The 23,314-nt window shown below is 68.2% G+C and carries 22 protein-coding genes; 15 read left to right on the top strand and 7 right to left on the bottom strand.

Features of this window, described 5'->3' with window-relative positions:
• Window positions 1-26: 26 nt before the first annotated feature.
• The 3 genes from OB2597_RS16585 to OB2597_RS16575 are packed head-to-tail and all read right to left on the bottom strand — an operon-like array spanning window position 27 to window position 3,584.
• Window positions 27-1,535 carry a heme biosynthesis protein HemY gene (locus tag OB2597_RS16585; protein WP_009806767.1) on the bottom strand — a complete coding sequence of 503 codons (1,509 nt, stop codon included), beginning with the start codon at window positions 1,533-1,535 and terminating at the stop codon, window positions 27-29.
• A gap of 12 nt (window positions 1,536-1,547) precedes the next feature.
• Complete coding sequence (locus OB2597_RS16580; RefSeq protein WP_009806766.1) at window positions 1,548-2,822, bottom strand: COG4223 family protein; 1,275 nt, start codon at window positions 2,820-2,822, stop codon at window positions 1,548-1,550.
• A 60-nt stretch (window positions 2,823-2,882) separates the two neighbouring features.
• Window positions 2,883-3,584 carry a uroporphyrinogen-III synthase gene (locus tag OB2597_RS16575; protein WP_009806765.1) on the bottom strand — a complete coding sequence of 234 codons (702 nt, stop codon included), beginning with the start codon at window positions 3,582-3,584 and terminating at the stop codon, window positions 2,883-2,885.
• A gap of 72 nt (window positions 3,585-3,656) precedes the next feature.
• Between OB2597_RS16575 and tsaD the strand changes: the two genes are divergently transcribed.
• From tsaD to OB2597_RS22700, 5 genes are all read left to right on the top strand, one after another.
• Window positions 3,657-4,748 carry a tRNA (adenosine(37)-N6)-threonylcarbamoyltransferase complex transferase subunit TsaD gene (gene tsaD, locus OB2597_RS16570; protein ID WP_009806764.1) on the top strand — a complete coding sequence of 364 codons (1,092 nt, stop codon included), beginning with the start codon at window positions 3,657-3,659 and terminating at the stop codon, window positions 4,746-4,748.
• The gene (locus tag OB2597_RS16565) at window positions 4,745-5,701 is read left to right on the top strand and encodes an NAD(P)H-dependent glycerol-3-phosphate dehydrogenase (RefSeq protein WP_009806763.1); all 957 of its coding nucleotides are present in this window, start codon (window positions 4,745-4,747) and stop codon (window positions 5,699-5,701) included. Before tsaD ends, OB2597_RS16565 begins: the two co-directional genes overlap by 4 nt.
• A gap of 1 nt (window position 5,702) precedes the next feature.
• On the top strand, window positions 5,703-5,975 hold the full coding sequence (locus tag OB2597_RS16560) for a YciI family protein (RefSeq protein WP_009806762.1): 273 nt from the start codon (window positions 5,703-5,705) through the stop codon (window positions 5,973-5,975).
• Window positions 5,975-6,388: an EVE domain-containing protein gene (locus tag OB2597_RS16555; RefSeq protein WP_009806761.1), complete on the top strand. Its 414-nt coding sequence runs from the start codon at window positions 5,975-5,977 to the stop codon at window positions 6,386-6,388. The genes OB2597_RS16560 and OB2597_RS16555 overlap by 1 nt, the downstream gene beginning before the upstream one ends.
• Window positions 6,389-6,640: 252 nt before the next feature.
• Entirely contained in the window at window positions 6,641-6,847 is a 207-nt protein-coding gene (locus OB2597_RS22700; RefSeq protein ID WP_009806760.1) for a DUF1761 domain-containing protein, read from the top strand.
• A gap of 66 nt (window positions 6,848-6,913) precedes the next feature.
• On the opposite strand, the gene OB2597_RS16545 is transcribed toward OB2597_RS22700, so the two are convergent.
• Window positions 6,914-7,255, bottom strand: coding sequence for a DUF2853 family protein (locus OB2597_RS16545; RefSeq protein WP_009806759.1), 342 nt, complete (start codon window positions 7,253-7,255; stop codon window positions 6,914-6,916).
• 146 nt (window positions 7,256-7,401) lie between these two features.
• A complete protein-coding gene (gene ahcY, locus OB2597_RS16540; RefSeq protein WP_009806758.1) occupies window positions 7,402-8,790 on the bottom strand; it encodes an adenosylhomocysteinase in 1,389 nt (462 codons plus the stop codon).
• 224 nt (window positions 8,791-9,014) lie between these two features.
• Here ahcY and OB2597_RS16535 point away from each other — a divergent pair, with 224 nt between their 5' ends.
• On the top strand, window positions 9,015-9,611 hold the full coding sequence (locus OB2597_RS16535; RefSeq protein WP_040609410.1) for an HD domain-containing protein: 597 nt from the start codon (window positions 9,015-9,017) through the stop codon (window positions 9,609-9,611).
• Window positions 9,608-10,090 (top strand): GNAT family N-acetyltransferase, encoded by a 483-nt coding sequence (locus tag OB2597_RS16530; protein ID WP_009806756.1) that lies wholly within the window; start codon window positions 9,608-9,610, stop codon window positions 10,088-10,090. Before OB2597_RS16535 ends, OB2597_RS16530 begins: the two co-directional genes overlap by 4 nt.
• On the opposite strand, the gene OB2597_RS16525 is transcribed toward OB2597_RS16530, so the two are convergent.
• Together OB2597_RS16525 and OB2597_RS16520 are read right to left on the bottom strand one after the other, a co-directional pair.
• Window positions 10,087-10,635, bottom strand: a complete 549-nt coding sequence (locus OB2597_RS16525) for an ActR/PrrA/RegA family redox response regulator transcription factor (RefSeq protein ID WP_009806755.1) — start codon at window positions 10,633-10,635, stop codon at window positions 10,087-10,089. The two genes, OB2597_RS16530 and OB2597_RS16525, sit on opposite strands and share 4 nt — an antisense overlap.
• Before the next feature lie 85 nt (window positions 10,636-10,720).
• Complete coding sequence (locus OB2597_RS16520; RefSeq protein WP_009806754.1) at window positions 10,721-11,347, bottom strand: SCO family protein; 627 nt, start codon at window positions 11,345-11,347, stop codon at window positions 10,721-10,723.
• 88 nt (window positions 11,348-11,435) lie between these two features.
• On the opposite strand from OB2597_RS16520, the gene regB reads away from it, so the two are divergent.
• The 8 genes from regB (at window position 11,436) to trxA (ending at window position 23,282) form a co-directional block, all read left to right on the top strand.
• Window positions 11,436-12,833, top strand: coding sequence for a sensor histidine kinase RegB (gene regB, locus OB2597_RS16515; protein WP_009806753.1), 1,398 nt, complete (start codon window positions 11,436-11,438; stop codon window positions 12,831-12,833).
• A 159-nt stretch (window positions 12,834-12,992) separates the two neighbouring features.
• Complete coding sequence (locus OB2597_RS16510; RefSeq protein WP_161601044.1) at window positions 12,993-14,447, top strand: PAS-domain containing protein; 1,455 nt, start codon at window positions 12,993-12,995, stop codon at window positions 14,445-14,447.
• Window positions 14,448-14,490: 43 nt separating this feature from the next.
• A complete protein-coding gene (gene tsaE / locus OB2597_RS16505; protein ID WP_009806751.1) occupies window positions 14,491-14,961 on the top strand; it encodes a tRNA (adenosine(37)-N6)-threonylcarbamoyltransferase complex ATPase subunit type 1 TsaE in 471 nt (156 codons plus the stop codon).
• Between the two features lies 1 nt (window position 14,962).
• Entirely contained in the window at window positions 14,963-15,955 is a 993-nt protein-coding gene (locus OB2597_RS16500) for an aminoglycoside phosphotransferase family protein (protein ID WP_009806750.1), read from the top strand.
• Entirely contained in the window at window positions 15,952-16,626 is a 675-nt protein-coding gene (locus OB2597_RS16495; protein WP_009806749.1) for a nucleotidyltransferase family protein, read from the top strand. Before OB2597_RS16500 ends, OB2597_RS16495 begins: the two co-directional genes overlap by 4 nt.
• Window positions 16,619-19,549 carry a double-strand break repair protein AddB gene (gene addB, locus OB2597_RS16490; RefSeq protein WP_009806748.1) on the top strand — a complete coding sequence of 977 codons (2,931 nt, stop codon included), beginning with the start codon at window positions 16,619-16,621 and terminating at the stop codon, window positions 19,547-19,549. Before OB2597_RS16495 ends, addB begins: the two co-directional genes overlap by 8 nt.
• Complete coding sequence (addA, locus tag OB2597_RS16485) at window positions 19,546-22,899, top strand: double-strand break repair helicase AddA (protein WP_009806747.1); 3,354 nt, start codon at window positions 19,546-19,548, stop codon at window positions 22,897-22,899. The genes addB and addA overlap by 4 nt, the downstream gene beginning before the upstream one ends.
• 62 nt (window positions 22,900-22,961) lie before the next feature.
• Window positions 22,962-23,282 (top strand): thioredoxin, encoded by a 321-nt coding sequence (gene trxA, locus OB2597_RS16480; RefSeq protein ID WP_009806746.1) that lies wholly within the window; start codon window positions 22,962-22,964, stop codon window positions 23,280-23,282.
• Window positions 23,283-23,314: the final 32 nt, after the last annotated feature.

The raw sequence follows: 23,314 nt of genomic DNA, 5'->3' as shown, positions 1-23,314 counted from the left end.
GCACCCCGATCCGCACAGGGAAAGACCTATTCTTTCGGCTTTTCCGGCTCTTGTGACGGTGGATCCGAGGGCAGGATTTCCGCGTCCTCCGGTTCGGAGGACGGCATGTCCTCATCCTCGCGGTCCGGACGGTCCGGCGCGTCGGCGCCCCAGTCCTCGATCTGGCCGACGATCAGGGGCAGCATGGCGGTGCCGACCGGAGCCTGCGCCTCGCCCATGGGGGGCGTCTTCCAGGCCAGGGTGTCGAAGGCGCCGCAGTTGTCGCAGATCGGCTGCCAGTGGGCGTGGATGTGGTGACAGTTCTCGCAGGTCCATTGCGGGCCGCGCGGGGCCGAGACGGCGCGGGCCAGCCAGCCCTTGACGATGGCGTCCGGCGCGCCCTCGCCGCGTTCGATGGCCGCCATGATCGTCAGCGTCCGGGCGTCGGGGTTCTCCGAGGCCAGATCGCCGAGCGCGCGGCGCGCCTCGGGGAAATCCTCGGCCGCGATGTTCAGCTCGGCCATCAGAAGGCGCGATTCCCGATGGTTGGGGGCGGACTTGACCAGCTGCTGAAAGCGCTTCAGCCGCTCTTGCGGGGTTTCGTCCGGCTCGATCTCGGCGAAGGCGGCGGCGAGATCCGGATGCGGCGCGGCCTCCCATGCCTTTTTCAGCACCCGGGCGGCATAGCGCTTCTGACCCTGGTCGATATAGCTCCTGGCAGCCATAACCGCGGCCGGGATCAGGTCGGGCGAGAGTTTGTTCGCCTCGATCGCCGCCTCGCGGGATTCGATCGTGCCATCTTCGGAAAAGACGCCCTTGGCCTCGGACAGGGCCAGGACGGCATCGCGGCGGCGGTGCACGTCGCGCGGCAGGTTGCCGTGGCGCAGCTTGGCCTTGAGCGTGGCGCGGGCCCCCTTCCAGTCGGACCTCTGGGCCTGCAGCCGCAGCAGCGTATCCTGCACCTCTTCGTGGCCGGGCTTGATGGCAAAGGCCTTTTCGGCCAGCGCCAAGGCCGTGTCGGTGTCGCCCGCGGCCAGTTTCTGCTTCATGATGCCCCGCACGCCGACAAAGCGGGTGCGGTCGTCGGAGAGAAGCTTCTTGTAGGCGGCCTCGGCCTTGTCCTTGTCGCCCACCATCTCGGCCGCCTGGGCGGTCAGCAGCGTGGTCAGGTCGGGCCGGTCGAGGAACCGCTCGGCCCGCGAGGCCTTGGACATGGCGCGGCGGCCTTCGCCCGACGCCAGGGCCATCAGCCCGTCGCTGAGGGCCTCGTAGCCCTTGCGCTCGCGGTTGCGGTCGAAATAGCGCGACAGGGCGGTTTCGTCGCCGTTGATGAAGCGCAGCAGCGCGATCAGCAATCCGAAGAGCTTGAGGAACAGCCAGACGGCCAGGACCAGCAGGACGGCGGCGATCACGGCCTTGATCGGGGTCAGGTTGATCTCGATCCCGCCCATGGCGATCAGGACACCGCCCTGCATATCGAGCAGATAGCTGGCGCCGAGCGTCGCGGCGGCCACCAGTGCGACGAATACGATAATCTTGACTAGGGACCAGAGCATCGGCGGCCTTCCTCAGTTCGAATTCAGTTCGGTCATCAGACCATTCGCGGCCCCGAGCGCGGCCAGCCGGGCGCGCGCCATCTCGGTCCAGTCGGAAAGTGCGGCCTGCGCCTCTTCGGGTAGCGCGGCGATCTCGTCCAGTGCGGCCGTAAGATCGCCCCCGGTCGCCGCCGCTTCGGCCCGCGAGAGGATGGCGTCGGGGGTGTCCCCCTCCTGCGGCTCGAGCGACCGGATGCCGAGTTGCGTCCTGAAGAAGTCGCCGACCGAGGCATTGCCGTCGCCCCGCGTCGTGGCGAGCGCATCGCGTGCGGCCGGCGGGAAGGCCTCGCGCAGCTCTGCAAGGGTGGGAACGCCGTCGGCGCCAGCCTCGAGTCCCTCCGGGATCTCCATGCCGGTGGCGCGCAGCTCCTCAAGGGGATCGGCATAGGCTTCGCCGCTGTCGATGGCCGAGAGTATGCGCGTCAGGGCGGCGCGGGCGCGGCTTTCCGCGCTGCGGGCGGCGGCCTCGACCTCCATCTGCTGGGCCTCGGCCACCAGCGCCTCGACCTCTTCGCGCTGCTGGCGCATGGAGTCCTGAAGCCGGGCAAGTTCGTCCTCGTAGGCCTGGATCGCCGTCTCGGAGACGCCTTCGCTGATGGGCCGTTTTTCCAGCTCGGCAATGCGGGCCTCGATCCCGGATACCTGCGACGCGAGGTTGTCGAGCCGTTCGGACAGGCCGGAAACGGTCGCGTTGCTGTCGTCCAGCGCGGACTCGACCGGCCCCAGATCGGCCGGGGCGGGCATCGCCGCCTCGAGATCGGAGAGCGCCTGTTCCTGCGCGTCGAGACGCTCGTGCAGTTCGCCGCTCCGATCGAAGCCCGCGATCGGCAGACCGCCCCCCATCGCGAGCGCGGCGATATATCCGATCGCCGCGGCCAGGATACCGCCCAGGAGCAGCGGCAAGAAGCCTCCGCGCTGCTCGACCACGACCTCTCTGATGGTCGGCTCTGCGGTGGCTGCCGCTGCGGGTTCGGGTTCGGGTTCGGGTTCGGGTTCGGGTTCGGGTTCGGGTTCGGGTTCGGGTTCGGAAACAGGATCGGCCTCGGCCGCTACGGCCGCAAGCGTATCCTGCGGGTCCGCCAGGTCGGACTCCGTCAGCTCGCCGCTCTCGGCGCGATCGTCAGGTTTACTATCGGGGACCGAATCCTCCGTGGCATCGTCCGGCTGGTCCGGGGAAGGCAGGGTTTCCTCGGTCTCCGGCTTCGGATCTTCATCCGGGGCTTTCCGGGGGTCTGATTTGTCAGCCACGCAAATAGTCCTTTCGAATCCCTGCTTTGCAAATGCAGCACGGGCACCTTAATCCGCACGTCACATCGCCTCAACCCGCTGCACTGCCGCAATTGTCGCCCGGGTCAAGGCCTCCGCATCGGGCCTGTCCGCGACGCTTCGGACAGCCGTATCCAAACGCTGCGCCGCCTCATTCACCGCGGCGCTGAGAGATACGAGATAGAGCGGTGCACGGGGGTTTGCCAGTGCGGCGAAGCGCGCGGCCGTCCGCGGGGAATAGAGAGGCACGATCACCGGTGCGGATCCGTCCAGCAGCGCCCGCGCCCGGGAGGTGAGATCGAGAAGGTCCTGAGAGTAGATCACGGCCTCGGTCACCGAGAGACCGGCGGCGGCGAGGCGCGACGCGACGTCGCCGCGGGCATGGGCGCCGCGCAGGTGGATCATGGGGTCCGCGGGCGGGTCGGCAAGGATCGCGCCGACCATCGCCTCGGCATCGCCGCCCATGGCGTGCGCGCGGCAGCCGATGCGGCGGGCTTCGGCGGCGGTCGCCTCGCCCACGCAGATCGCGGGTTTCGGCTCTCCTCCGAGGTCGCGATAGGCTCGCACGGCATTGCGTGAGGTAAAGATCAGCCGACCGGCGCCGCCGGTGTCGGGCAGACGCGCCGCCGGGCGGATGGCGAGAAGCGGGCTTCGCGCGACCGTCAGCCCGGTCAGCCGTGCCAGGTCCCGGGCCGTTTCCGCCCCGTCGGGGTCCGGGCGGGTCATCAGGATGGTCGGGCGCATCCGGGCCTCGCCATTGTTTCGGGGGTCCCGCGGTGTTACCTCCGGACGATCCTTCATGCAATCGGCGGGCAGATGACGCGCAGCTTCACGATCCTCGGGCTGGAAAGCTCCTGCGACGATACCGGGGCGGCAGTGGTGCGCGGGGTGCCGGGCGCGGCGACCATCCTGTCGTCGGTGGTCGAGGGACAGAATTCCCTGCACGAGGCGTTCGGCGGCGTGGTGCCGGAAATCGCCGCGCGCGCCCATGCCGAGCGGATCGACGTGGTGGCCGAACACGCCCTGGCCAAGGCCGGCGTCCGGCTCACCGAGATCGACGCCATCGCGGTGACCGCCGGCCCCGGGCTGATCGGCGGCGTGATGTCGGGCGTGATGTGCGCCAAGGGCATCGCGGCGGGCGCCGGGCTTCCGCTCGTGGGGGTGAACCACCTTGCGGGCCATGCCCTGACCTCGCGGCTGACCGACGGGATCGGCTATCCCTATCTCACGCTGCTGGTCTCGGGCGGACACTGCCAGTTCATCCTGGTACGCGGCTGCGACCGGTTCGACCGGCTGGGCGGCACGATAGACGATGCCCCCGGCGAGGCATTCGACAAGACGGCGCGGCTGCTGGCCCTGCCCCAGCCCGGCGGACCATCGGTCGAGGCCGAGGCCGCGCGCGGCGATCCCGCGCGGTTCCGGTTCCCGCGGCCCCTGCTGGACCGCGAGGGCTGCGACATGTCCTTCTCGGGGCTGAAGACCGCGGTGCTGCGAATGCGGGACACGGTGATGGAGGGCAACCGCCTGACGGCCCGGGACCGCGCGGATCTCTGTGCCGGGTTCCAGGCGGCGGCGGTCGACGTGCTGGCGGAAAAGACCCGCCGGGCGCTGGCGCTCTACCTTGACGACGCGCCGGGTGACCCGGTGTTGTCGGTGGCGGGCGGCGTCGCGGCGAACAGGGCCGTTCGTGCCGGTCTCGAGACTGTTTGCGACACCCTTGGCGTGCGGTTCACGGCGCCGCCCCTGTCGCTTTGCACCGACAACGGCGCGATGATCGCCTATGCCGGTCTCGAACGGTTCGCGGCCGGGCGACAGGATGCGATGGACCTGGCGGCACGTCCGCGCTGGCCGCTGGATGCCGGGCGGGCGGGGATGCTGGGCAGCGGAAAGAAGGGACCGAAAGCATGACATCCGTTATCGGCGCAGGGGCATTCGGTACGGCGCTGGCCATCTCGCTGGCGCGGGACGGGTCCGAGGTCACGCTCTGGGCCCGCGACGCGGCGCAGGTCGCCGCCATGTCGGCAACCCGCGAAAACGCGGCGAGACTGCCGGACCTCGGCTTTCCCGACGCGCTGAAGGTCACCGGGGACGTAGAGTCCCTGCCCGAGGGGCCGGTCCTGCTGGCGGTTCCTATGCAGAAGCTTCGCGCGGCGTTGCAGGATCTGCCCGATTTCGGCGCCCGCCCGCTGGTCGCCTGCTGCAAGGGGATCGAACTGACCTCGCGGCTCAGCCCGGTCCAGGTGATCGGCGATGTGCGCCCCGGCGCCCGCGCCGCGATCCTGACCGGCCCGTCCTTCGCGCAGGATATCGCCAAGGGCCTGCCCACGGCGCTGACGCTCGCCTGCGACGATGACGATACGGGGCGCGACCTGCAGACAACCCTGACCACCGCCAATATCAGGCTCTATCGCACGGTGGATGTGCCGGGGGCCGAGATCGGCGGCGCGGTCAAGAACGTCATGGCCATCGCCTGTGGCGCCGCCATCGGGGCCGGGCTGGGCGAAAGCGCCCGCGCCGCGCTGATGACCCGGGGCTATGCCGAGATGCTGCGCATGGCCCTGGCCATCGGGGCGCGGGCGGAAACTCTGGCCGGGCTGTCGGGGTTCGGCGATCTGACCCTGACCTGCACCTCGCGGCTGTCGCGCAACTATCGCTACGGCCTGTCGATCGGCGAAGGCGCACCCTTCGATCCCTCGGTCACGGTCGAAGGCGCGGCGACGGCCCGCGCGTTGCAGGCCCGGGCGCGGGCCATGCGGCTTGACATGCCCATCACGGATGCTGTCGTTGGGCTGATCGACGGGTCGCGGACGGTGAAGGAGGCGATGACCGACCTCCTGTCGCGGCCGCTGAAGGAGGAATAGGATGCTGTTTGCCCTGATGGCGCATGACAAACCCGGCGCGCTGGACGTGCGGAATCAAAACCGCGCGGCGCATCTCGCCTATGTCGAGGAGACCGGGGTGGTCGCGCAGGCCGGCCCGATCCTGGACGATGCGGGCGAGATGTGCGGGTCCCTCGTCATTCTCGATGTCGAGGACGCGGCCGCCGCGAGCGCCTGGGCCGAGGGCGATCCCTATGCCCGCGCCGGTCTCTTCGAGAGTGTCACCCTGAAACCCTGGAAACGGGTGATCGGCTGATGCGCTACTGGCTGTTCAAATCCGAACCGGACACCTGGTCCTGGGGGGATCAGGTCGCTAAGGGCGCGGCGGGCGAGGAATGGGACGGCGTCCGCAACTACCAGGCGCGGAACTTCATGCGCGAGATGAAGCTGGGCGACCGCGGGTTCTTCTACCACTCGCAGAAGACGCGCGAGATCGTCGGCATCGTCGAGGTCTGCGCCGAAGCGCATCCCGACAGCACCACCGATGACGAGAGATGGGAGTGCGTGGATATCCGCGCGGTCGAGCCCGTTCCGACGCCCGTCACGCTCGACCAGATCAAGGCGACGCCGGAGCTGGCCGGGATGGTGCTGGTGAAGAATTCGCGCCTGTCGGTCCAGCCGGTCGAAGAGGCCGAGTGGCGGGTCATCTGCAGGATGGCCGGTCTGTAACCTCTGGGCAAGACCGGGTTCCGTGTCCTAGACTGCTTTGGGCGCGCAGGACGGAGGACCCGATGGGCATAGTTGCGGTACTGGTGGCGGCCCTGGCCGGATTCGCCATGGGCGCGGTCTGGTACATGACCCTGTCCCGGCCCTGGATCGCGGCCGTGGGTTTCGATGTCGACGAGACCGGCAAGCCGATCGGCGGCGGATCGGTCCTGCCCTTCGTCATCTCGGGCATCGCGATGATCCTGGTGGCCCGGCATGATGCGGCACATCTTCGTCATGGCCGGAATCGACGGTGCGCTGGAGGGGCTGGTTTCGGGTCTCGGCGTGGGCGCCTTCTTCATCACGCCCTGGATCGCGATGAACTATGCCTATGCCAACCGGAAGCCCGCTCTGACCCTGCTGGACGGGGGCTATGCGGTCCTGGGTCCGGGCATCATCGGCCTCGTGCTCGGGCTGTTCTGATCCGAACGTAAAAGGGCCCGGCCTTTCGACCGGACCCCCTGTCCCGTTGCAGGCGACACCCGCCGTTCAGGAATAGACCGATTCCTTGCCGAAGTGCTTGACGAGCATGTAGTAGATCACGGCCCGATACTTGTTGCGGTTCGACATGCCATAGGTCTCGATCACGCTGTTGATCCCCGCCATCAGATCGGGACTGTCCGCCAGCCCGAGCTTTTTCATCAGGAAGTTTTCCTTGACGGTCTCCAGCTCGCCTGGCTGGCTGGCCGCGACGGTCGAGGCGTCGTCGTCGTAGATCGACGGCCCGCAGCCGATGGTCACCTTGGTCAGCAGGTCCATGTCCGGGGTCATCCCGCACTTGTCCTTCAGGTCTTCCGCATATTTCGCGATCAACTCGTCACGTTTGCCCATGTGTGTCCCTCTCTAGACCTTCGCCAGTCAGCCGATTGCTTTCGCCCTGGCCTCGTGCGCATGAGCCTAATGCGCGCCAAGTTTACGGGTAAAGTAAAAAAACCCCCGACGCCGGTCGGGGGTTCTTCATGCCGCCTGCAGGGGCGTCAGTACCGGTAGTGTTCCGGCTTGAACGGGCCCTCGGGCTTGACGCCGATATAGTCGGCCTGCTCGGGCGCGAGGGTCGACAGTTTCACGCCGATCCGGTCCAGATGCAGGCGCGCGACCTTTTCATCGAGGTGCTTGGGCAGGATGTAGACCTTGTTCTCGTAGTCGTCGCCCCTGGTCCAGAGTTCGATCTGGGCCAGCACCTGATTGGTGAACGAGGCGGACATCACGAACGAGGGGTGCCCGGTGGCGTTGCCGAGGTTCAGCAGACGACCTTCGGACAGCAGGATGATGCGGTTGCCCGAAGGCATCTCGATCATGTCCACCTGTTCCTTGATGTTGGTCCACTTGTGGTTCTTCAGGTTGGCCACCTGGATCTCGTTGTCGAAGTGGCCGATGTTGCCGACGATCGCCATGTCCTTCATCTCGCGCATATGCTCGATGCGGATGACGTCCTTGTTGCCTGTGGTGGTGACGAAGATGTCGGCCATGCCGACCACCTCCTCCAGCGTCGTGACCTGAAAGCCGTCCATCGCGGCCTGCAGGGCGCAGATCGGGTCGACCTCGGTCACGATCACCCGAGCGCCGGCCCCGGCGAGCGAGGCGGCCGAGCCCTTGCCCACATCGCCGTAGCCGCAGACCACGGCCACCTTGCCGGCCATCATCGTGTCGGTGGCGCGGCGGATGCCGTCGACGAGGGATTCCTTGCAGCCGTACTTGTTGTCGAACTTCGACTTGGTGACGCTGTCGTTCACGTTGATCGCCGGGAAGGGCAGCCGTCCGTCGCGAACCAGCTGATAGAGGCGGTTGACGCCGGTGGTGGTTTCCTCGGAAACGCCCCTGATCTGGTCCCGCACCTTGGTGAACCAGCCCGGGGATTCCTTCATCCGCTTGGCGATCTGGTTCTTGATCACCTCTTCCTCTTCCGAGGAGGGGACGGGGATGACATCCTCGCCCGCTTCGGCCCGTGCGCCGAGCAGAACATAGAGCGTCGCGTCACCGCCATCGTCCAGGATCATGTTCGGGCCGTCCTCGAACATGAAGGACTTGTCGAGGTAGTCCCAGTGTTCTTCCAGCGTCTGGCCCTTGATCGCGAAGACAGGCACACCGGCCTCGGCAATCGCGGCGGCGGCGTGGTCCTGGGTCGAGAAGATGTTGCAGGACGCCCAGCGGACGTCGGCACCCAGCGCGACGAGGGTCTCGATCAGGACGGCGGTCTGGATCGTCATGTGGAGCGAGCCGACGATCCGCGCGCCCTTGAGCGGCTTGCTGTCACCGAATTCCTCGCGGCAGGCCATGAGGCCCGGCATCTCGGTCTCGGCGATGTCGAGTTCCTTGCGGCCGTAGCCGGCCAGAGAAATGTCCTTGACGATGTAATCCTTTGCCATGCCGGCGCTCCGCTGCAAATCCGTGTTGTCCGGCCCCTACCACCCGCCCGGCGTCAGGGCAAGCTGAGGGCCTTTCCGAAACTTCTAGGTAACGTGGATTAACAATTCACGACACCATCGTGCGGTGCATTCGGGCATTGACCCCGGCCTCGAGCGAAGGAATGACCGGACCCGGTGACTTCCCGCCGGATCCTCTTTATTCCTGCGGCAAACGGAGGGGTTCGATGCCGAAACAAGCACGCGCATGGCAACGGATGCTGTCGGGACGGCGGCTCGACCTGCTGGACCCGACGCCGGTGGATATCGAGATCGAGGACATCGCCCACGGGCTGGCCTTCGTCGCCCGCTGGAACGGCCAGACGGTGGGGGACTATGCCTATTCGGTGGCGGAACATTCCCTGCTGGTCGAGGCGCTGTTCTCGCGGATGGAGCCGGCGGCGAGCGCGGCGGACAAGCTGACCGCCCTGCTGCACGATGCGCCGGAATACGTGATCGGGGACATGATCTCGCCCGTGAAGGCGGCGGTCGGACCGGGCTACGGCGCGTTGGACGACCGGCTGACGGCGGCGGTGCATATCCGCTTCGGACTGCCGGCGGTGACGCAGCCCAGGCTCAAGCGAAAGATCAAGAAGGCCGACCGGGTATCGGCCTGGATGGAGGCGACGCAGATCGCAGGGTTCTCGATCGGCGAGGCGGACAAGTTCTTCGGGCGCCCCGACGCGGCGCTGGTCGAGGGGTTGAAGATCGACCTGCGCCCGCCGGTCGAGGTGCGCCGCGATTTCACCCGGCGGCACGACGAATTGCTGAGGGCCATCGCATGATCCATGTGAGGCGCGCCGGCCCGCTGGACGCCGGGGCGATGGCCGACCTGCTGAACGAGGTGATCGCGGCGGGCGGCACGACCGCGATGACCGAGCCGGTGACGGGAAAGGACCTGCGCGACAGGATGGGGCGGTCGGAGCTGTCCGTCTGGCATCTGGCCGAGAATGACAGCGGCACCGTTCTGGGTTTTCAGTGGATCGAGCCGCTGACCGGCGAGTCGGGGCGGGTGGCCGAGATCGCGACATTCGCGCGGGTCGGCCAGACAGGGCTGGGCATCGGATCGGCGCTGTTCGACGCGACGCGGCAGGCGGCGGCAGCGGCCGGATACGACTGGATCCGGGCCAACATCCGCGCCGACAATGCGGGCGGGCTGGCCTATTACCAGTCGCGCGGATTCGAGGACTACGGCCGGATCGAGGGATACCGGATGGGCAACGGGCAGGTCGTGGACAAGATCCTCAAGCGGTACGAGCTCTAGCGCGGCGACCTTTTGGCCAGGATTCGCTGCAAGGTGCGCCGGTGCATGTTGAGCCGTCGAGCGGTTTCCGAGACGTTGCGGTCGCAGAGTTCGTAGACCCGCTGGATATGTTCCCAGCGCACGCGGTCGGCGCTCATCGGATTTTCCGGGGGCGGCGGCAATCCTTCGCCCTTGGCCAGCAGCGCGTTGGTGATGTCCGTCGCATCGGCGGGTTTCGAAAGATAGTCGGTCGCGCCGATCTTGACCGCGGCCACGGCGGTGGCGATGGCCCCGTAGCCGGTCAGGACGACGATGCGGCTGTCGGGGCGTCTCTCGCGCAGCACCTCGACCACGTCCAGACCGTTGCCGTCGCTCAGGCGCAGGTCGCAGACCGCGTAGGCGGGGGGCCGGGCCGTGGCGATGGCCGTGCCGGCGGCCACGCTGTCGGCCGTCTCGACTTCGAAGCCGCGCTTCTCCATCGCCTTGGCGAGGCGCTTGAGAAAGGGCTCGTCGTCATCGACCAGCAGGAGGGACCTGTCCTCTCCCAGATCGAGTTCCTCGCTCATGCGCAAGATCTCCTGTTCGGATGGCCGTCTGGCGGTTGTACGGTTCTATCCCGGTGACGGATCAGCGTCAAATATTCACGGAACGCTATCTGGCATCCAGAAAGCAGGCGATCGTGTCGGCCATGTCTTCGGCCTCGATGTCGCGCCGGAAGTATTCCACGAACCCCTCGTCGGGCAGGGTGAGATAGGAGAATGTCGAGTGATCAACGAGGTAGTAGTCCTCGTCCCCCACTTCGGTCGGCTGCTTCCGGTAGTAGGTCCGGTAGGCCTTGCTGGCGGCGGCGATCTGTTCGGGCGTGCCGGTCAGGCCGACCATGCGGGGGTGCAGGTAGTCGGTGAAATCGGCCAGCTGCTCGGGCGTGTCCCGCTCGGGGTCGATGGTGATGAAGACGGGCTTCACCGAGTAGCCGCGATCGTCCAGTATCGAGACCGCCTCGGCATTCCGGGCGGCGTCGTAGGGACAGATGTCGGGGCAGTAGGTGTAGCCGAAGTAGATCAGGGCGGGCTGATCGATCACGTCCTCCTGGGTCACCGTCGCGCCGGTTTCGTCCACCAGGGTGAAGGGACCGCCGATCTGGCCCGCGCCGCCGGCGACCGCGCTGGCCCGGCATTGGGCGAACCTGTCGCCCGAGGCGCTGGTGGTGAACACCCAGATCCCGATCGAGAGCAGCCCGATGACGGCGGCGGCGGCGATGGCGTAGATGCGGGTCATGTCGGCTCCGGTCGGGTTTGCAGTTTCTGCAGGGACATTTAACAATGGCATCCGGGGATGCAATCGGGACAAAAGAGCGCGCAGCACCATGGCCGAGCCGGAATTCGACGTCCTGAAAGGCCGGGACCGGGGCAACTGGGTCCGGCTGCGCACCATCATCCTGCTGCGCTGGGGGGCGATCACCGGACAGCTGGCGGCGCTGATCGTGGCGCGCGAAATCTACGGGCTGAGCCTGGCATACGGGTTGTGTTTCCTGGTGGTGGGAACCTCGGTCATCGGCAACCTCGTCGCCACGTTCATCTTTCCCGAGAACAAGCGCCTGTCCGAGACCCAGAACCTGCTGATGGTGCTGTTCGACCTGCTGCAGCTGGGTCTGCTGCTGTATCTGACCGGGGGGCTGCACAACCCGTTCTCGATCCTCGTGGTGGGGCCGGTCACGGTGTCGGCCATGGCGCTTTCGGGCCGGTCGACCCTGTTCATCGGGTCCGTGGCGATCACCATCGTCACCATCCTGTCGGATCTGCACCTGCCCCTGCGGACCGCGCAGGGATTCGTGCTGCAGATCGCAGACGTCTTCCTGTTCGGCCAGTGGCTGGCCATCGTGATCGCGGTGATCTTCCTGGGGATCTACTCGCGCTGGATCGCGACCGAGCTGCATTCGATGTCGGACGCGCTGCAGGCGACCCAGCTGGCGCTGGCGCGGGAACAGAAGCTGACCGATCTGGGCGGGGTGGTCGCGGCGGCGGCGCACGAGCTGGGGACGCCGCTGGCGACGATCAAGCTGACCTCGTCCGAATTGGCCGACGATCTGCGGGACCGGCCGGACCTGGCCGAGGATGCGCGCCTGATCCGGGACCAGGCCGACCGGTGCCGCGACATCCTGCGGTCGATGGGGCGCGCGGGGAAGGACGACCTGCACATGCGGCAGGCCCCCCTTTCTACGGTCGTCGAGGAGGCGGCGGAACCGCACCGTGCGCGGGGCAAGGCGATCGATTTCGACTTTCGCAGCGAGGATGGCACGGACCCGGTGCCGCCGGGCATCCTGCGCCGCCCTGAACTGATCCACGGATTGCGCAACCTGATCCAGAACGCCGTCGATTTCGCCACCGACCGCGTCTGGATCGAGGGGCGCTGGTCCGCCGAGCGCATCTCGATCCGGATCATGGACGACGGGAGGGGGTACGCGCCGCAGGTCATCGGGCGGATCGGCGACCCCTTCGTGCGGCGGCGACGGTCGGATCCGGATGCAGCGCGCCGCCCCGGCTATGAGGGCATGGGGCTGGGCCTGTTCATCGCCAAGACACTGCTGGAGCGGACCGGCGCGGAACTGAGCTTTGCCAACGGTGCGGAGTGGTATGCCCGGACGGGCGACGAACCGGAACGCACCGGCGCGGTGGTAGAGGTCGTCTGGCCGCGGAGCAAGATCGATGCCCGCAGGGGAGACAGCCCGGTGCCCATGGGCGAGAATCCCGCCATCCCCACCTGACCCTGATCGGCGTCACTTTTCGGGAATTGTTAATCTATCTTTTACCATTTTCGGATTCCCTAGTGTTCCAAGAGCATTGGGGGACACATGCACGTCGGGCTTGGGGACATCATGATCGTTTGCGCCGCCAGTGCGGGAACGGCCGCCACGGCAGTTCTCATGGCGCTTCATCTTGCGAAACGCACGAACCCGTCCCGGTCGGGGAGGGCCAATATCGTTCGTATCGAAGGGTCCCGCATCGCCGAATGCGACACCGTTCTGCGCGACCGGCTCGAGATGGACGCATGGGATGGCGATCCGGCGGGGTTGCGGCACTATTTCTCCTTCCGGTTCCGGGCGCTGCCGGACGATTTTCCCGCCCCGAAGGGCGACGGCACCTCCTGCTTCGAACCGCGCGATGCCGGGGACGAGGCCCGGCTCTGCGTCACCTGCAGCGGATCGGATACCGTCATCCGGCTGTCGGATCCGCGGGCGGAGCACCCGATGGGCGCGCATGTCGAAAAGTACCGCGACCAGACCCGGCGCGCCGCCAGATGGATCCTCGCCCGGATTCCGCACCCGACGTGGATCATCGACGGCGACGGCAAGCTGGCCTGGGGCAACGCCGCTTATCACCAGCTGGAGACCAACGCAGGCGGCGCCCGTGCGGACCGCAGGCCGGTGATCTGCCCCGACGACGACACCGTCAGCTTTCCCGACAAGGCGCAACATCGGATCAGGTTCCAGCCCGGACCCGACGCGCCCGATCGCTGGTTCGACATCGGTACGGAAGAGGCGATGGGGATGCGACTGCATCACGGCATCGACGTCACCGCCGTGGTCCGGGCGGAAACGGCCCAGCGCGCCTTTGTCCAGACACTGACCAAGACTTTCGCCCAGCTGTCGATCGGGTTGGCGATCTTCGACCGGCACCGGCGCCTCGCGCTGTTCAATCCCGCCCTGATCGACCTGACCGCGCTCAGCCCCGATTTCCTCTCGGGCCGCCCCGATCACCTGTCGTTCTTCGACCGGCTCAGGAACGAGATGATCATGCCCGAGCCGCGGGACTACACCACCTGGCGCGACAAGATCATCGACGTGATCGCCGCGGCCGAGAACGGCAGCTACGAGGAGACCTGGACCCTCCCCCATGGCAGCACCTACCGCGTGACCGGCCGGCCGCATCCCAACGGTGCCGTGGCTTTCCTGTTCGAGGATATCAGCGCCGAAGTGACCCTGACGCGCCGGTTCCGCGAACAGATAGACCTGTCGCAGGCGGCGATGGATTCGCTCGACGACGCGCTGGCCGTGTTCTCGCCCCAGGGGGTGCTGAGCTATACCAACACCGCCTATCGCGAGCTCTGGAACATTCCCGGCGAGGACAGGCCGCTGGACCTGAGGGTCAGCGAGGTCTCGCGCACCTGGCAGGAACATTGCGATCCGGACCCCGTCTGGGGCGACTTCCGCGACTTTGCCGTCGGTTTCGAAGAGAGGACCGAATGGGATGCGCGGGTCCGGATGCAGGACGGGCGCGGGCTCGACTGCCGGTTCAAACCGCTCCAGGGGGGCGCGACACTGGCCGCCTTCCGGGTCGTCCACGCGCCGCATCTGGTCGAAATCCACAACACCGGCTGATGCTTCGGCTTGCGGGTGCGCGGCACGGCTGTAATGTCGGGCCATGACCGGACCGCACCGCATCTACCTGACCCGTTCGCCCGAAGAGACGGGCGATCTGGCATGCCTCGTCGGGGCAGGGTTGCGGCCCGGCGACACCATCCTGCTCGACGGGGCGGTCGGTGCGGGCAAAACCCATTTCGCCCGCTGCCTGATCCAGTCTCTCCTCGACGTCCCCGAGGATGTACCCTCGCCGACGTATACGCTGGTGCAGACCTACCAGACGGGCGCGGGCGAGATCTGGCACGCGGACCTCTATCGCCTGTCGTCAGCCACCGAAGTCGTCGAACTGGGACTTGAAGAGGCGTTCGAAACCGCGGTCTGCCTGATCGAATGGCCCGACCGGCTGGGCGATCTCGCCCCTGCGGGCGCGCTCTGCCTGACCTTCGAGGTGGCGGAGGACGGCATGCGCCGCATCAAGGCCGAGGGGCCCGAAGCCTGGGCCGCGCGACTACCCGCGGAGACCGATGCCTGAGATGACGACGCGAGAAGACCTGGCCCGGACGTTCCTAGCGGGCACAAGCTGGGCCGGGGCCGAGATCCGGCCGCTGGCCGGCGACGCCTCGAACCGGCGGTACGACCGGCTGTTCCTAGGCGGCGACAGCGCGGTCCTGATGGACGCGCCGCCCGATCGCGACGAGGACGTCCGGCCCTTTGTCGCCGTGGCGCGATACCTTCAGGGGATCGGCCTGACACCGCCGCGCATCCTGGCCGAGGATGCCGGTAACGGGTTCCTGCTGATCGAGGATCTGGGCGACGACATCTTCGCCCGTGTGGTCGAGCGCGACCCCTCCTGCGAAGAGGCGATCTATGCGGCTGCCGTCGATGTGCTCATCGCGCTGCATCGCGCCGCGCCGATGCCCGGCCTCGCCCGGTTCGACGCCGGCGAGATGGCGCCGCTCGCCGCGCTGGTCTACGACTGGTACCTGGGCGAAAGCACCGGGCCGGACGTCCCCGCGCGGGCGGCCTTCATCGAGGCCTTTTCGCCCGTCCTGTCGGATCATGCCGAATGCTCCGTGACCGTTCTGCGGGACTATCACGCGGAAAACCTGCTCTGGCTGCCGGAGCGTGCCGGGGTAGCGCGGGTCGGGCTGCTGGATTTCCAGGACGCGATGCTGGGCGATCCGGCCTACGACCTCGTGTCGCTGCTGATGGATGCGCGCCGCGACGTGCCCGAGGACCTCGCCTCTGCGATGATCGCGCGCTACGTCGCGGCGCAGGGTCTGGACCGGGACGCCTTCGAGACCCGCTATCACGTGGTCGGCGCGCAGCGGAACCTGCGAATCCTCGGGGTCTTCGCCCGGCTGTCGCGGCGCGACGGCAAGAAGCACTATGTCGATCTGATCCCCCGGGTCTGGGCGCACATGATGCGCAGCCTCGCCCATCCGGCCCTGGCCCCCGTGGCCGCACGTGTTCGCGCCGACCTGCCGGCGCCAAAGGCTGCCATCCTGGACAGGCTGCGGCGATGACCCCCCGGTCGATGATGCTCTTCGCCGCGGGGTTCGGCACGCGGATGGGCGCGCTGACCGCCGACCGGCCCAAGCCCCTGATCGAGGTGGCGGGGCGGCCGCTGATCGACCATGCCCTCGCCCATGCGCGCGACGTGGTCCCGGGTCCGGTGGTGGCGAACCTGCACTACCGGGCAGACCAGCTCGAGGCGCATCTGGCCGGAACCGGCGTCCGGACGCTGCGGGAAGAGCCGGAGATCCTCGAGACCGGAGGGGGATTGCGCAATGCGCTGGGACTGCTGGGCGCGGGGCCGGTCTGGGCCATGAACTCGGATGCCGTCTGGGCCGGACCCAACCCGCTGCGCCTGCTGCGCGAGGCCTGGACCGACGAGATGGAGGCGCTTCTTCTCTGCGTACCGCCGGAGCGGGCCATCGGCCATGCCGGCGGGGGCGATTTCGTCGCGGGTCCGCCGGTGCGGCGGGGGCCCGGGATGATCTACACCGGCGCGCAGATCATCCGGACCGGGGGGCTGGCGGATATCCGTGAAAGCGCGTTTTCGCTCAACCTGCTCTGGGACGACATGCTCGCGCGCGGGGGGCTGCATGTCCTGAGTTATCCCGGCGAATGGTGCGACGTGGGCCGGCCGGAAGGGATCGCGCTGGCCGAGGAGATGCTGCGCCGCCATGTTTGAGCCGAGCGATAAGCCGCGGCTCTTCGGACTGCCGCCCGGCGCGGATTTTCCCCGCCATCTCGTCGAGGGTCTGCTGGAACGGACGGACGGCCTGCCCCCCGAGGCGCTGGGCCGCGTCACGCTGATCGTCAACACCCGACGCATGGCGCGGCGGATAAGGACGCTGTTCGATGCGGGACCGGCCCGGCTGCTGCCACGGATCCGGCTGGTCACCGACCTGGGGGACAACATGGAACTGGCGCATATCGCGCCGCCCGTCTCGCCGCTGCGGCGCCGGCTCGAGCTGGTTCCGCTGGTGCGCGCGTTGATCGACCGGGAGCCGGACCTCGCGCCGCGCGCCGCGCTCTACGATCTGGCCGACAGTCTCGCCGGGGTCTTCGAAGAGATGCGGGGCGAGGCGGTGAGCTTCGAGGCCATCCGCGCGCTCGACGTTTCGGCCCATTCGGATCACTGGGCGCGGGCGCTCAAATTCCTGACGATCGTCGAACAGGTGGAAGACGAAGGGGCCCTGCCCGACCCGGCCGCACGCATGCGGCTCGTGGCGGACCATCTGACGGACCTCTGGCGTGCGGCCCCGCCGCAGGACCCGGTGATCGTGGCGGGATCGACCGGATCGCGGGGGGCGACCAACGTGCTGATGCAGGCCGTCGCGCGACTGCCGCAGGGGGCGGTGGTGCTGCCGGGGTTCGATTTCGACCTTCCCCCCGCCGTCTGGGACAACAACCTGGACGACAGCCTGACCGGCGAGGACCATCCCCAGTTCCGGTATCGCCGGCTGATGCGGTCGCTCGACCGGCGGCCCGGGGACGTGCGGCTCTGGCGGGAGTCAGAACAGAACGACGATCGCAACCGGCTCGTGTCCCTCGCGCTGCGGCCGGCCCCCGTCACCGACCAGTGGCTGGCCGAGGGGCCGACGCTGACCGGGCTCGACCGCGCGATGGAGACTGTCACCCTGATCGAGGCGCCCTCGGGCCGGGACGAGGCACAGGCGATCGCGCTGAGGCTGCGGAAGGCCGCCGAGGATGGGCAGAATTCGGCGCTGATCACCCCGGACCGCCTTCTGTCGCGGCAAGTGACAGCGGCGCTGGGACGGTGGGACATCCTTCCCGACGACAGCGCGGGCGAACCGTTGCACCTGACGCCGCCGGGTCGGTTCCTGCGGCAGGTGGCGGAGCTCTCGCATGCGACACACGGGGCCGCGGGCCTGCTGGCGCTGCTCAAGCATCCGCTGTGTCACACGGGGTCGGACCGGGGGCCGCACCTGAGACTGACCCGCGGATTAGAGACTGAATTGCGCCGCAACGGGCCACCCTTTCCCGATGGCGACACGATCCGGCGGTTCGCCGCCAAGCAGGACAGCGAGATCGCCGACGCCTGGGCCGAATGGGTCGCGGACCAGGCCTTCGGCCCGGCGCAGGATGCCTTGCCGCGGCTGTCGGACCGGATCGCCGCGCTCGTTGCCCGGGCCGAAGCCCTGTCTCGGGGTTGCGGCGCAGGCGGGGCGGGTACGCTCTGGGCCGGCAACGCGGGGCAGGACGTGCGCGCCAAGCTTGACGAACTGGCCGGCGCGGCGGATGCGGCCGGCGAGATCGGGGCCGAGGACTTCACCAACCTGCTGACATCGATCCTGCGCGGAGCCGAGGAACGCGACAGCAAGACACCGCATCCCCACATCCTGATCTGGGGAACCCGCGATGCGCGGGTGCAGGGGGCCGATCTGGTGATCCTGGGCGGCCTGAACGAAGGAACCTGGCCCGAAGTGCCCGCCCCCGATCCCTGGCTGAACCGCGCGATGCGCGCCGAGGTGGGGCTTTTGCTGCCGGAGCGGCGGATCGGACTGTCGGCGCACGATTTCCAGCAGGCCATCGGCGCGCCCGAGGTCTGGTTGACGCGGGCGCTGCGCGGACCGGAGGCCGAGACCGTCGCCTCCCGCTGGCTGAACCGGCTGACCAACCTGTTGAACGGTCTGGGGCCCGGGGGCCGCTCGGCGCTGGAGGGGGCGCGGGCGCGCGGGGCCCATTGGCTTGGGATGGCGTCGCAGCTCGAGCAGGTGGACCCGGTCGATCCCGCCCCCAGGCCCGCCCCAGCCCCGCCTGTCGAGGCCCGGCCGCGGCGGCTTTCGGTCACGCAGATCAAGACCCTGATCCGCGACCCCTATGCCATCTATGCGCGCGAGGTTCTGCGCCTGCGGCCGCTCGATCCGCTGATGAAGGAACCCGACGCCCTGCAGCGCGGCACGGTGCTGCACGAAGTGATGGAGCATTTCGTGCGCGCGGCCACCGCCGACCCGGAGCGGCTGAGCGCCGATGAGCTGCTTGCCCTGACCCGGAGGGTTCTGGCCGACAACGTCCCCTGGGCCGAGGCCCGGCTGCTCTGGCTGGCGCGGATGACGCGGATCGCCGAGGCCGTCGTCACCGGCGAGGCGGGGCGGCTGGCGCAGGGCCGGCCGGCACGGTTCGAGGTGCCGGGCCGCGCCACCCTGCCCGGCCCGGGGTTCGACCTGACCGCCAAGGCCGACCGGATCGACCTGGACCCGGCCGGAAACGCGCTGATCTACGATTACAAGACGGGGCAGATGTCTTCGGCCCGGCAACAGATGAGCTTTGACCTTCAGCTCCTGCTCGAGGCGGCGATGGCCGAGCGCGGGGGTTTCGAGGGGATCCGGCCAAGGCATGTCCTGCGCGCGGCCTTCGTCGGGCTGGGATCGAACACCGACGAGGTCGATGCCCCGCTGGAGGACCTGCCCGCCGATCAGGTCTGGGCGCGGTTCACCACGCTGATCGAGCGGTATCTCGATGCCGGCCAGCCATTCACCGCGCGGCGGGCGATGTTCAAGGCCGACATGCCGGGCGATTACGATCACCTTGCCCGGTTCGGCGAATGGGACGTCTCGACGGCCGCCGAACGGAGGTCCGTGACATGAGCCGCGACACCGCTTCGCAGCGGCAGGTGGATGCCGCCCGCCCCGACCGGTCCACATGGCTGGCGGCCAATGCGGGATCGGGCAAGACACGGGTGCTGACCGACCGCGTCGCGCGGCTTCTGCTGGACGGGGTGCTGCCGCAGCACATCCTCTGCCTGACGTATACCAAGGCCGCCGCGACCGAGATGCAGAACCGGCTTTTCAAGCGGCTGGGACACTGGGCGATGCTGCCCGACGACCAGCTGCGGACCGAACTGGAGACGCTGGGCATCGAGGACAGGGTGACGGCCGGGCGGCTGAACCTGGCGCGGACCCTCTTTGCACGGGCCATCGAGACGCCGGGCGGCCTGAAGATCCAGACCATCCATTCCTTCTGCGCGGCCCTGCTGCGGCGGTTTCCCCTCGAGGCCGGGGTGAGCCCGCAGTTCACCGAGATGGAGGAACGCGACGCCACCCTGCTGCGGGCCGAGGTGATCGACCGGCTGGCGCGCAGGCCGGATGCGGGGGTTCTGGAACGGGTCGCCCTGTTCTATTCCGGCGCCTCGATGGAAGGTCTGGCCGCGACCGTCGCCGGCCACGCGGACCTGCTGTCGCGTCAACCCGGCCGCGACGCGCTGGAGCGCGCTCTGGGACTTCCCGCCGGATACGAGGTCGGCGACCTGCTGGGCGATGTCTTCCTGGGTAGCGAGATGGGCGATATCGCCGCGCTCTGCGCCGCGGCCAGAGGGGGGTCGGCGAACGACGTCAAGCTGGCGGAGAAGCTGGCCGGCGTCACGGCGCCGGATCTCAGGGCTCTGGCTGTACTGGAAGACTGCTTCCTGCTGAAGAAAGAGCCGTTTTCGGCCAAGATAGGCAAGGTTCCGACCAAGGCGACGCAATCGGCCCATCCCGAATTGATGGACCGGATCGAGCCGCTGATGGCGCGGGTCGAGACGGCGCGGTCCCGTCGGCTGGCGCTGGAGCTTCTGGACCGGACCGTGGCGCTGCACGATTTTGCCCGGCTGTTCCTGCCGGACTATGCGCGGGCCAAGATGCTGCGCGGGGCGATGGATTTCGACGATCTCATCCTGCGGGCGCGCGATCTGCTGACCAATCAGGACGTGTCGGCCTGGGTCCTGTTCCGGCTGGACGGGGGGATCGACCATATCCTCGTCGACGAGGCGCAGGATACCTCGCCCGTGCAATGGCAGGTGATACAGGCCCTCGCCCGGGAATTCACCAGCGGGGCGGGAGCGCAGGACGACAAGACGCGGACGATCTTCGTCGTCGGCGACAAGAAACAGTCGATCTATTCCTTTCAGGGGGCGGACCCCTCGGAATTCGACCGCATGCGCGAGGAATTCGACGACCGTCTGACGGCCCTCGGCACGCCGCTGCAGCGGATGGCCCTGGCGCATTCCTTCCGGTCGGCCCCCGCCCTTCTTGCGCTGGTGGACAAGGTCTTCGAGGGGCGGGTCGAGGCCGGGTTCTCGCCCGACGAAACCCACATCGCTTTTCACGAGACACTGCCCGGGCGGGTCGATCTCTGGCCGCTGGTGGAAAAGGTCGAGAACACCGAAGAGGGTGAATGGGACGATCCGGTCGATCTGCCCGGTGAACAGGACCACAACGTCGTCCTGGCGCGCCGCATCGCGCGGACCATCCGGGGGATGATCGACGACCGGACGCCCCTGCCCCTTGGCGACGGCACGGCGCGGCCGATCCACGCCGGCGACATCCTGATCCTCGTGCGGCGCCGGCGGCGGCTTTTCCACGAGATCATCCGGGCCTGCAAGGGCGAGGACCTGGACATCGCGGGGGCGGACCGGCTGCGGATCGGGGCCGAGATCGCGGTCAAGGATCTGACCGCGCTGCTGTCTTTCCTCGCGACGCCGGATGACGACCTTGGCCTCGCGGCGGTGCTCAAGTCTCCGCTGTTCGGCTGGGACGAACAGATGCTCTTCGATCTTGCGCATCGGCGCGAGACCAAGCGGCTGTGGCCCGCGCTGGACGCGCGCGAGGATCACGCGGAAACCCGGAGGATCCTGCGCGACCTGCGGGATCATGCGGATTTCCTGCGGCCCTACGAACTGCTGGAGCGGGTGCTGATCCGACATGACGGACGGCGGCGGCTGATGGCGCGGCTCGGCACCGAGGCGCAGGACGGGATCGACGCGCTTCTCGATCAGGCGCTGGCCTATGAACGGACGGATGTGCCAAGCCTGACGGGGTTCCTTGTCTGGCTCCAGGGCGACGACCCCGAGGTGAAGCGCCAGATGGAGAGCGCCGGGTCGCGGATCCGGGTGATGACGGTGCACGGGTCCAAGGGGCTCGAGGCGCCGGTCGTCTTCATGCCCGAAACCCAGGCCCGGCGCGAGGAATTGCGCGGCGAGGTGCTTTCGGACGACGATCTGGTCTGGTGGAACATGCCCGCGCGAGAGGCGCCGCCGCTGCTTGCCGGGCTGCGCGAGGCCAAGCTGCGCAAGCAACGGGAAGAGACCGACCGCCTGCTGTATGTCGCGATGACCCGGGCCGAGAAGTGGCTGATCGTCGCCGCGGCCGGCGAACTCGGTAAGTCCGGGGACACCTGGTACGAGCGGATTCGCGACGGGATGACGGCGCTCGGCGCCGCCCCGCTGATCCGCCCGGATGGCGAGGGACTACGGCTGGAGAGCGGCGACTGGCAGGGGCTGACGCCGATCGACCCACCAGCCCGGCAGGACAGGCGACCCGCCCTGCCCGACTGGGCGACGCGCCCTGCGCCCCGGGCCGCGGCCGCGCCACGGACGCTCAGCCCCTCGGAGCTTGGAGGGGCCAAGGCCCTGCCGGGCGAAGAAGGGCTGGACGAGGAAGCGGCGAAACGGCGGGGTCGCCAGATCCACCGCCTGCTGGAGCACCTGCCCGGCGTTCCCGAGACCGAGCTGGCCGATCGCGCCGCCTTTGTCCTCGGGCATGGGCCCGATGCGGCGGAAGGTGAGGAACTGGCCCTGCTCACCGGCGAGGCGCAGCGCATCCTCTTTCGCCCGAACCTGCGGCATCTCTTCGGCCCCGAGGCGCTCGTGGAGGTGTCGGTCACGGCCGATCTGGACGCGCTGGACGGGCGCAGGATCCACGGCACGATCGACCGGCTGATCGTCGGGAACGAGACGGTGCTGGCCGTGGATTACAAGACCAATGCCGTGGTGCCCGACCGGCCCGAGCAGGTGCCCGATGCGCTGCTGCGGCAGATGGGGGCCTATGCCGCCGCGCTTGCCCGCATCTATCCCGGCCGCAAGATCGAAACGGCGCTGCTGTGGACACGGACGGCGGACCTGATGGTGCTGCCTCAGGATCTTGTGATCGCGGCGTTGCACGACACCACAACTTCTTGAACTTCGCCCGGCACCTCCCTACGTTCTGGGTCCGAAGCCCAGCCCCAGTCCAGGAGACACCCATGACGACCGTTGCCGTCACCGACGATACCTTTGATAGCGAAGTTAAAAATTCCGAAGTCCCCGTCGTGGTGGATTTCTGGGCCGAATGGTGCGGCCCCTGCAAACAGATCGGCCCGGCCCTCGAGGAACTCTCGGAAGAGTTTGGCGAGAAACTGAAAATCGCCAAGGTGGACGTCGATTCGAACCCGAACACTCCGATGCAGCTGGGCGTTCGCGGGATCCCTGCCCTGTTCATCTTCAAGGACGGCGAAGTGATCTCGAACCGCGCCGGCGCGGCCCCCAAGGCGTCGCTCAAGGCCTGGATCGAAGAGTCGATCTGATCGGTTACCGGTTCCGACCGCTTTCAGGGCAC

It is taken from the genome of Pseudooceanicola batsensis HTCC2597 (assembly GCF_000152725.1).
GTDB classification, from domain to species: Bacteria; Pseudomonadota; Alphaproteobacteria; order Rhodobacterales; family Rhodobacteraceae; genus Pseudooceanicola; species Pseudooceanicola batsensis.
This window is presented reverse-complemented; position numbering and strand designations above follow the sequence as displayed.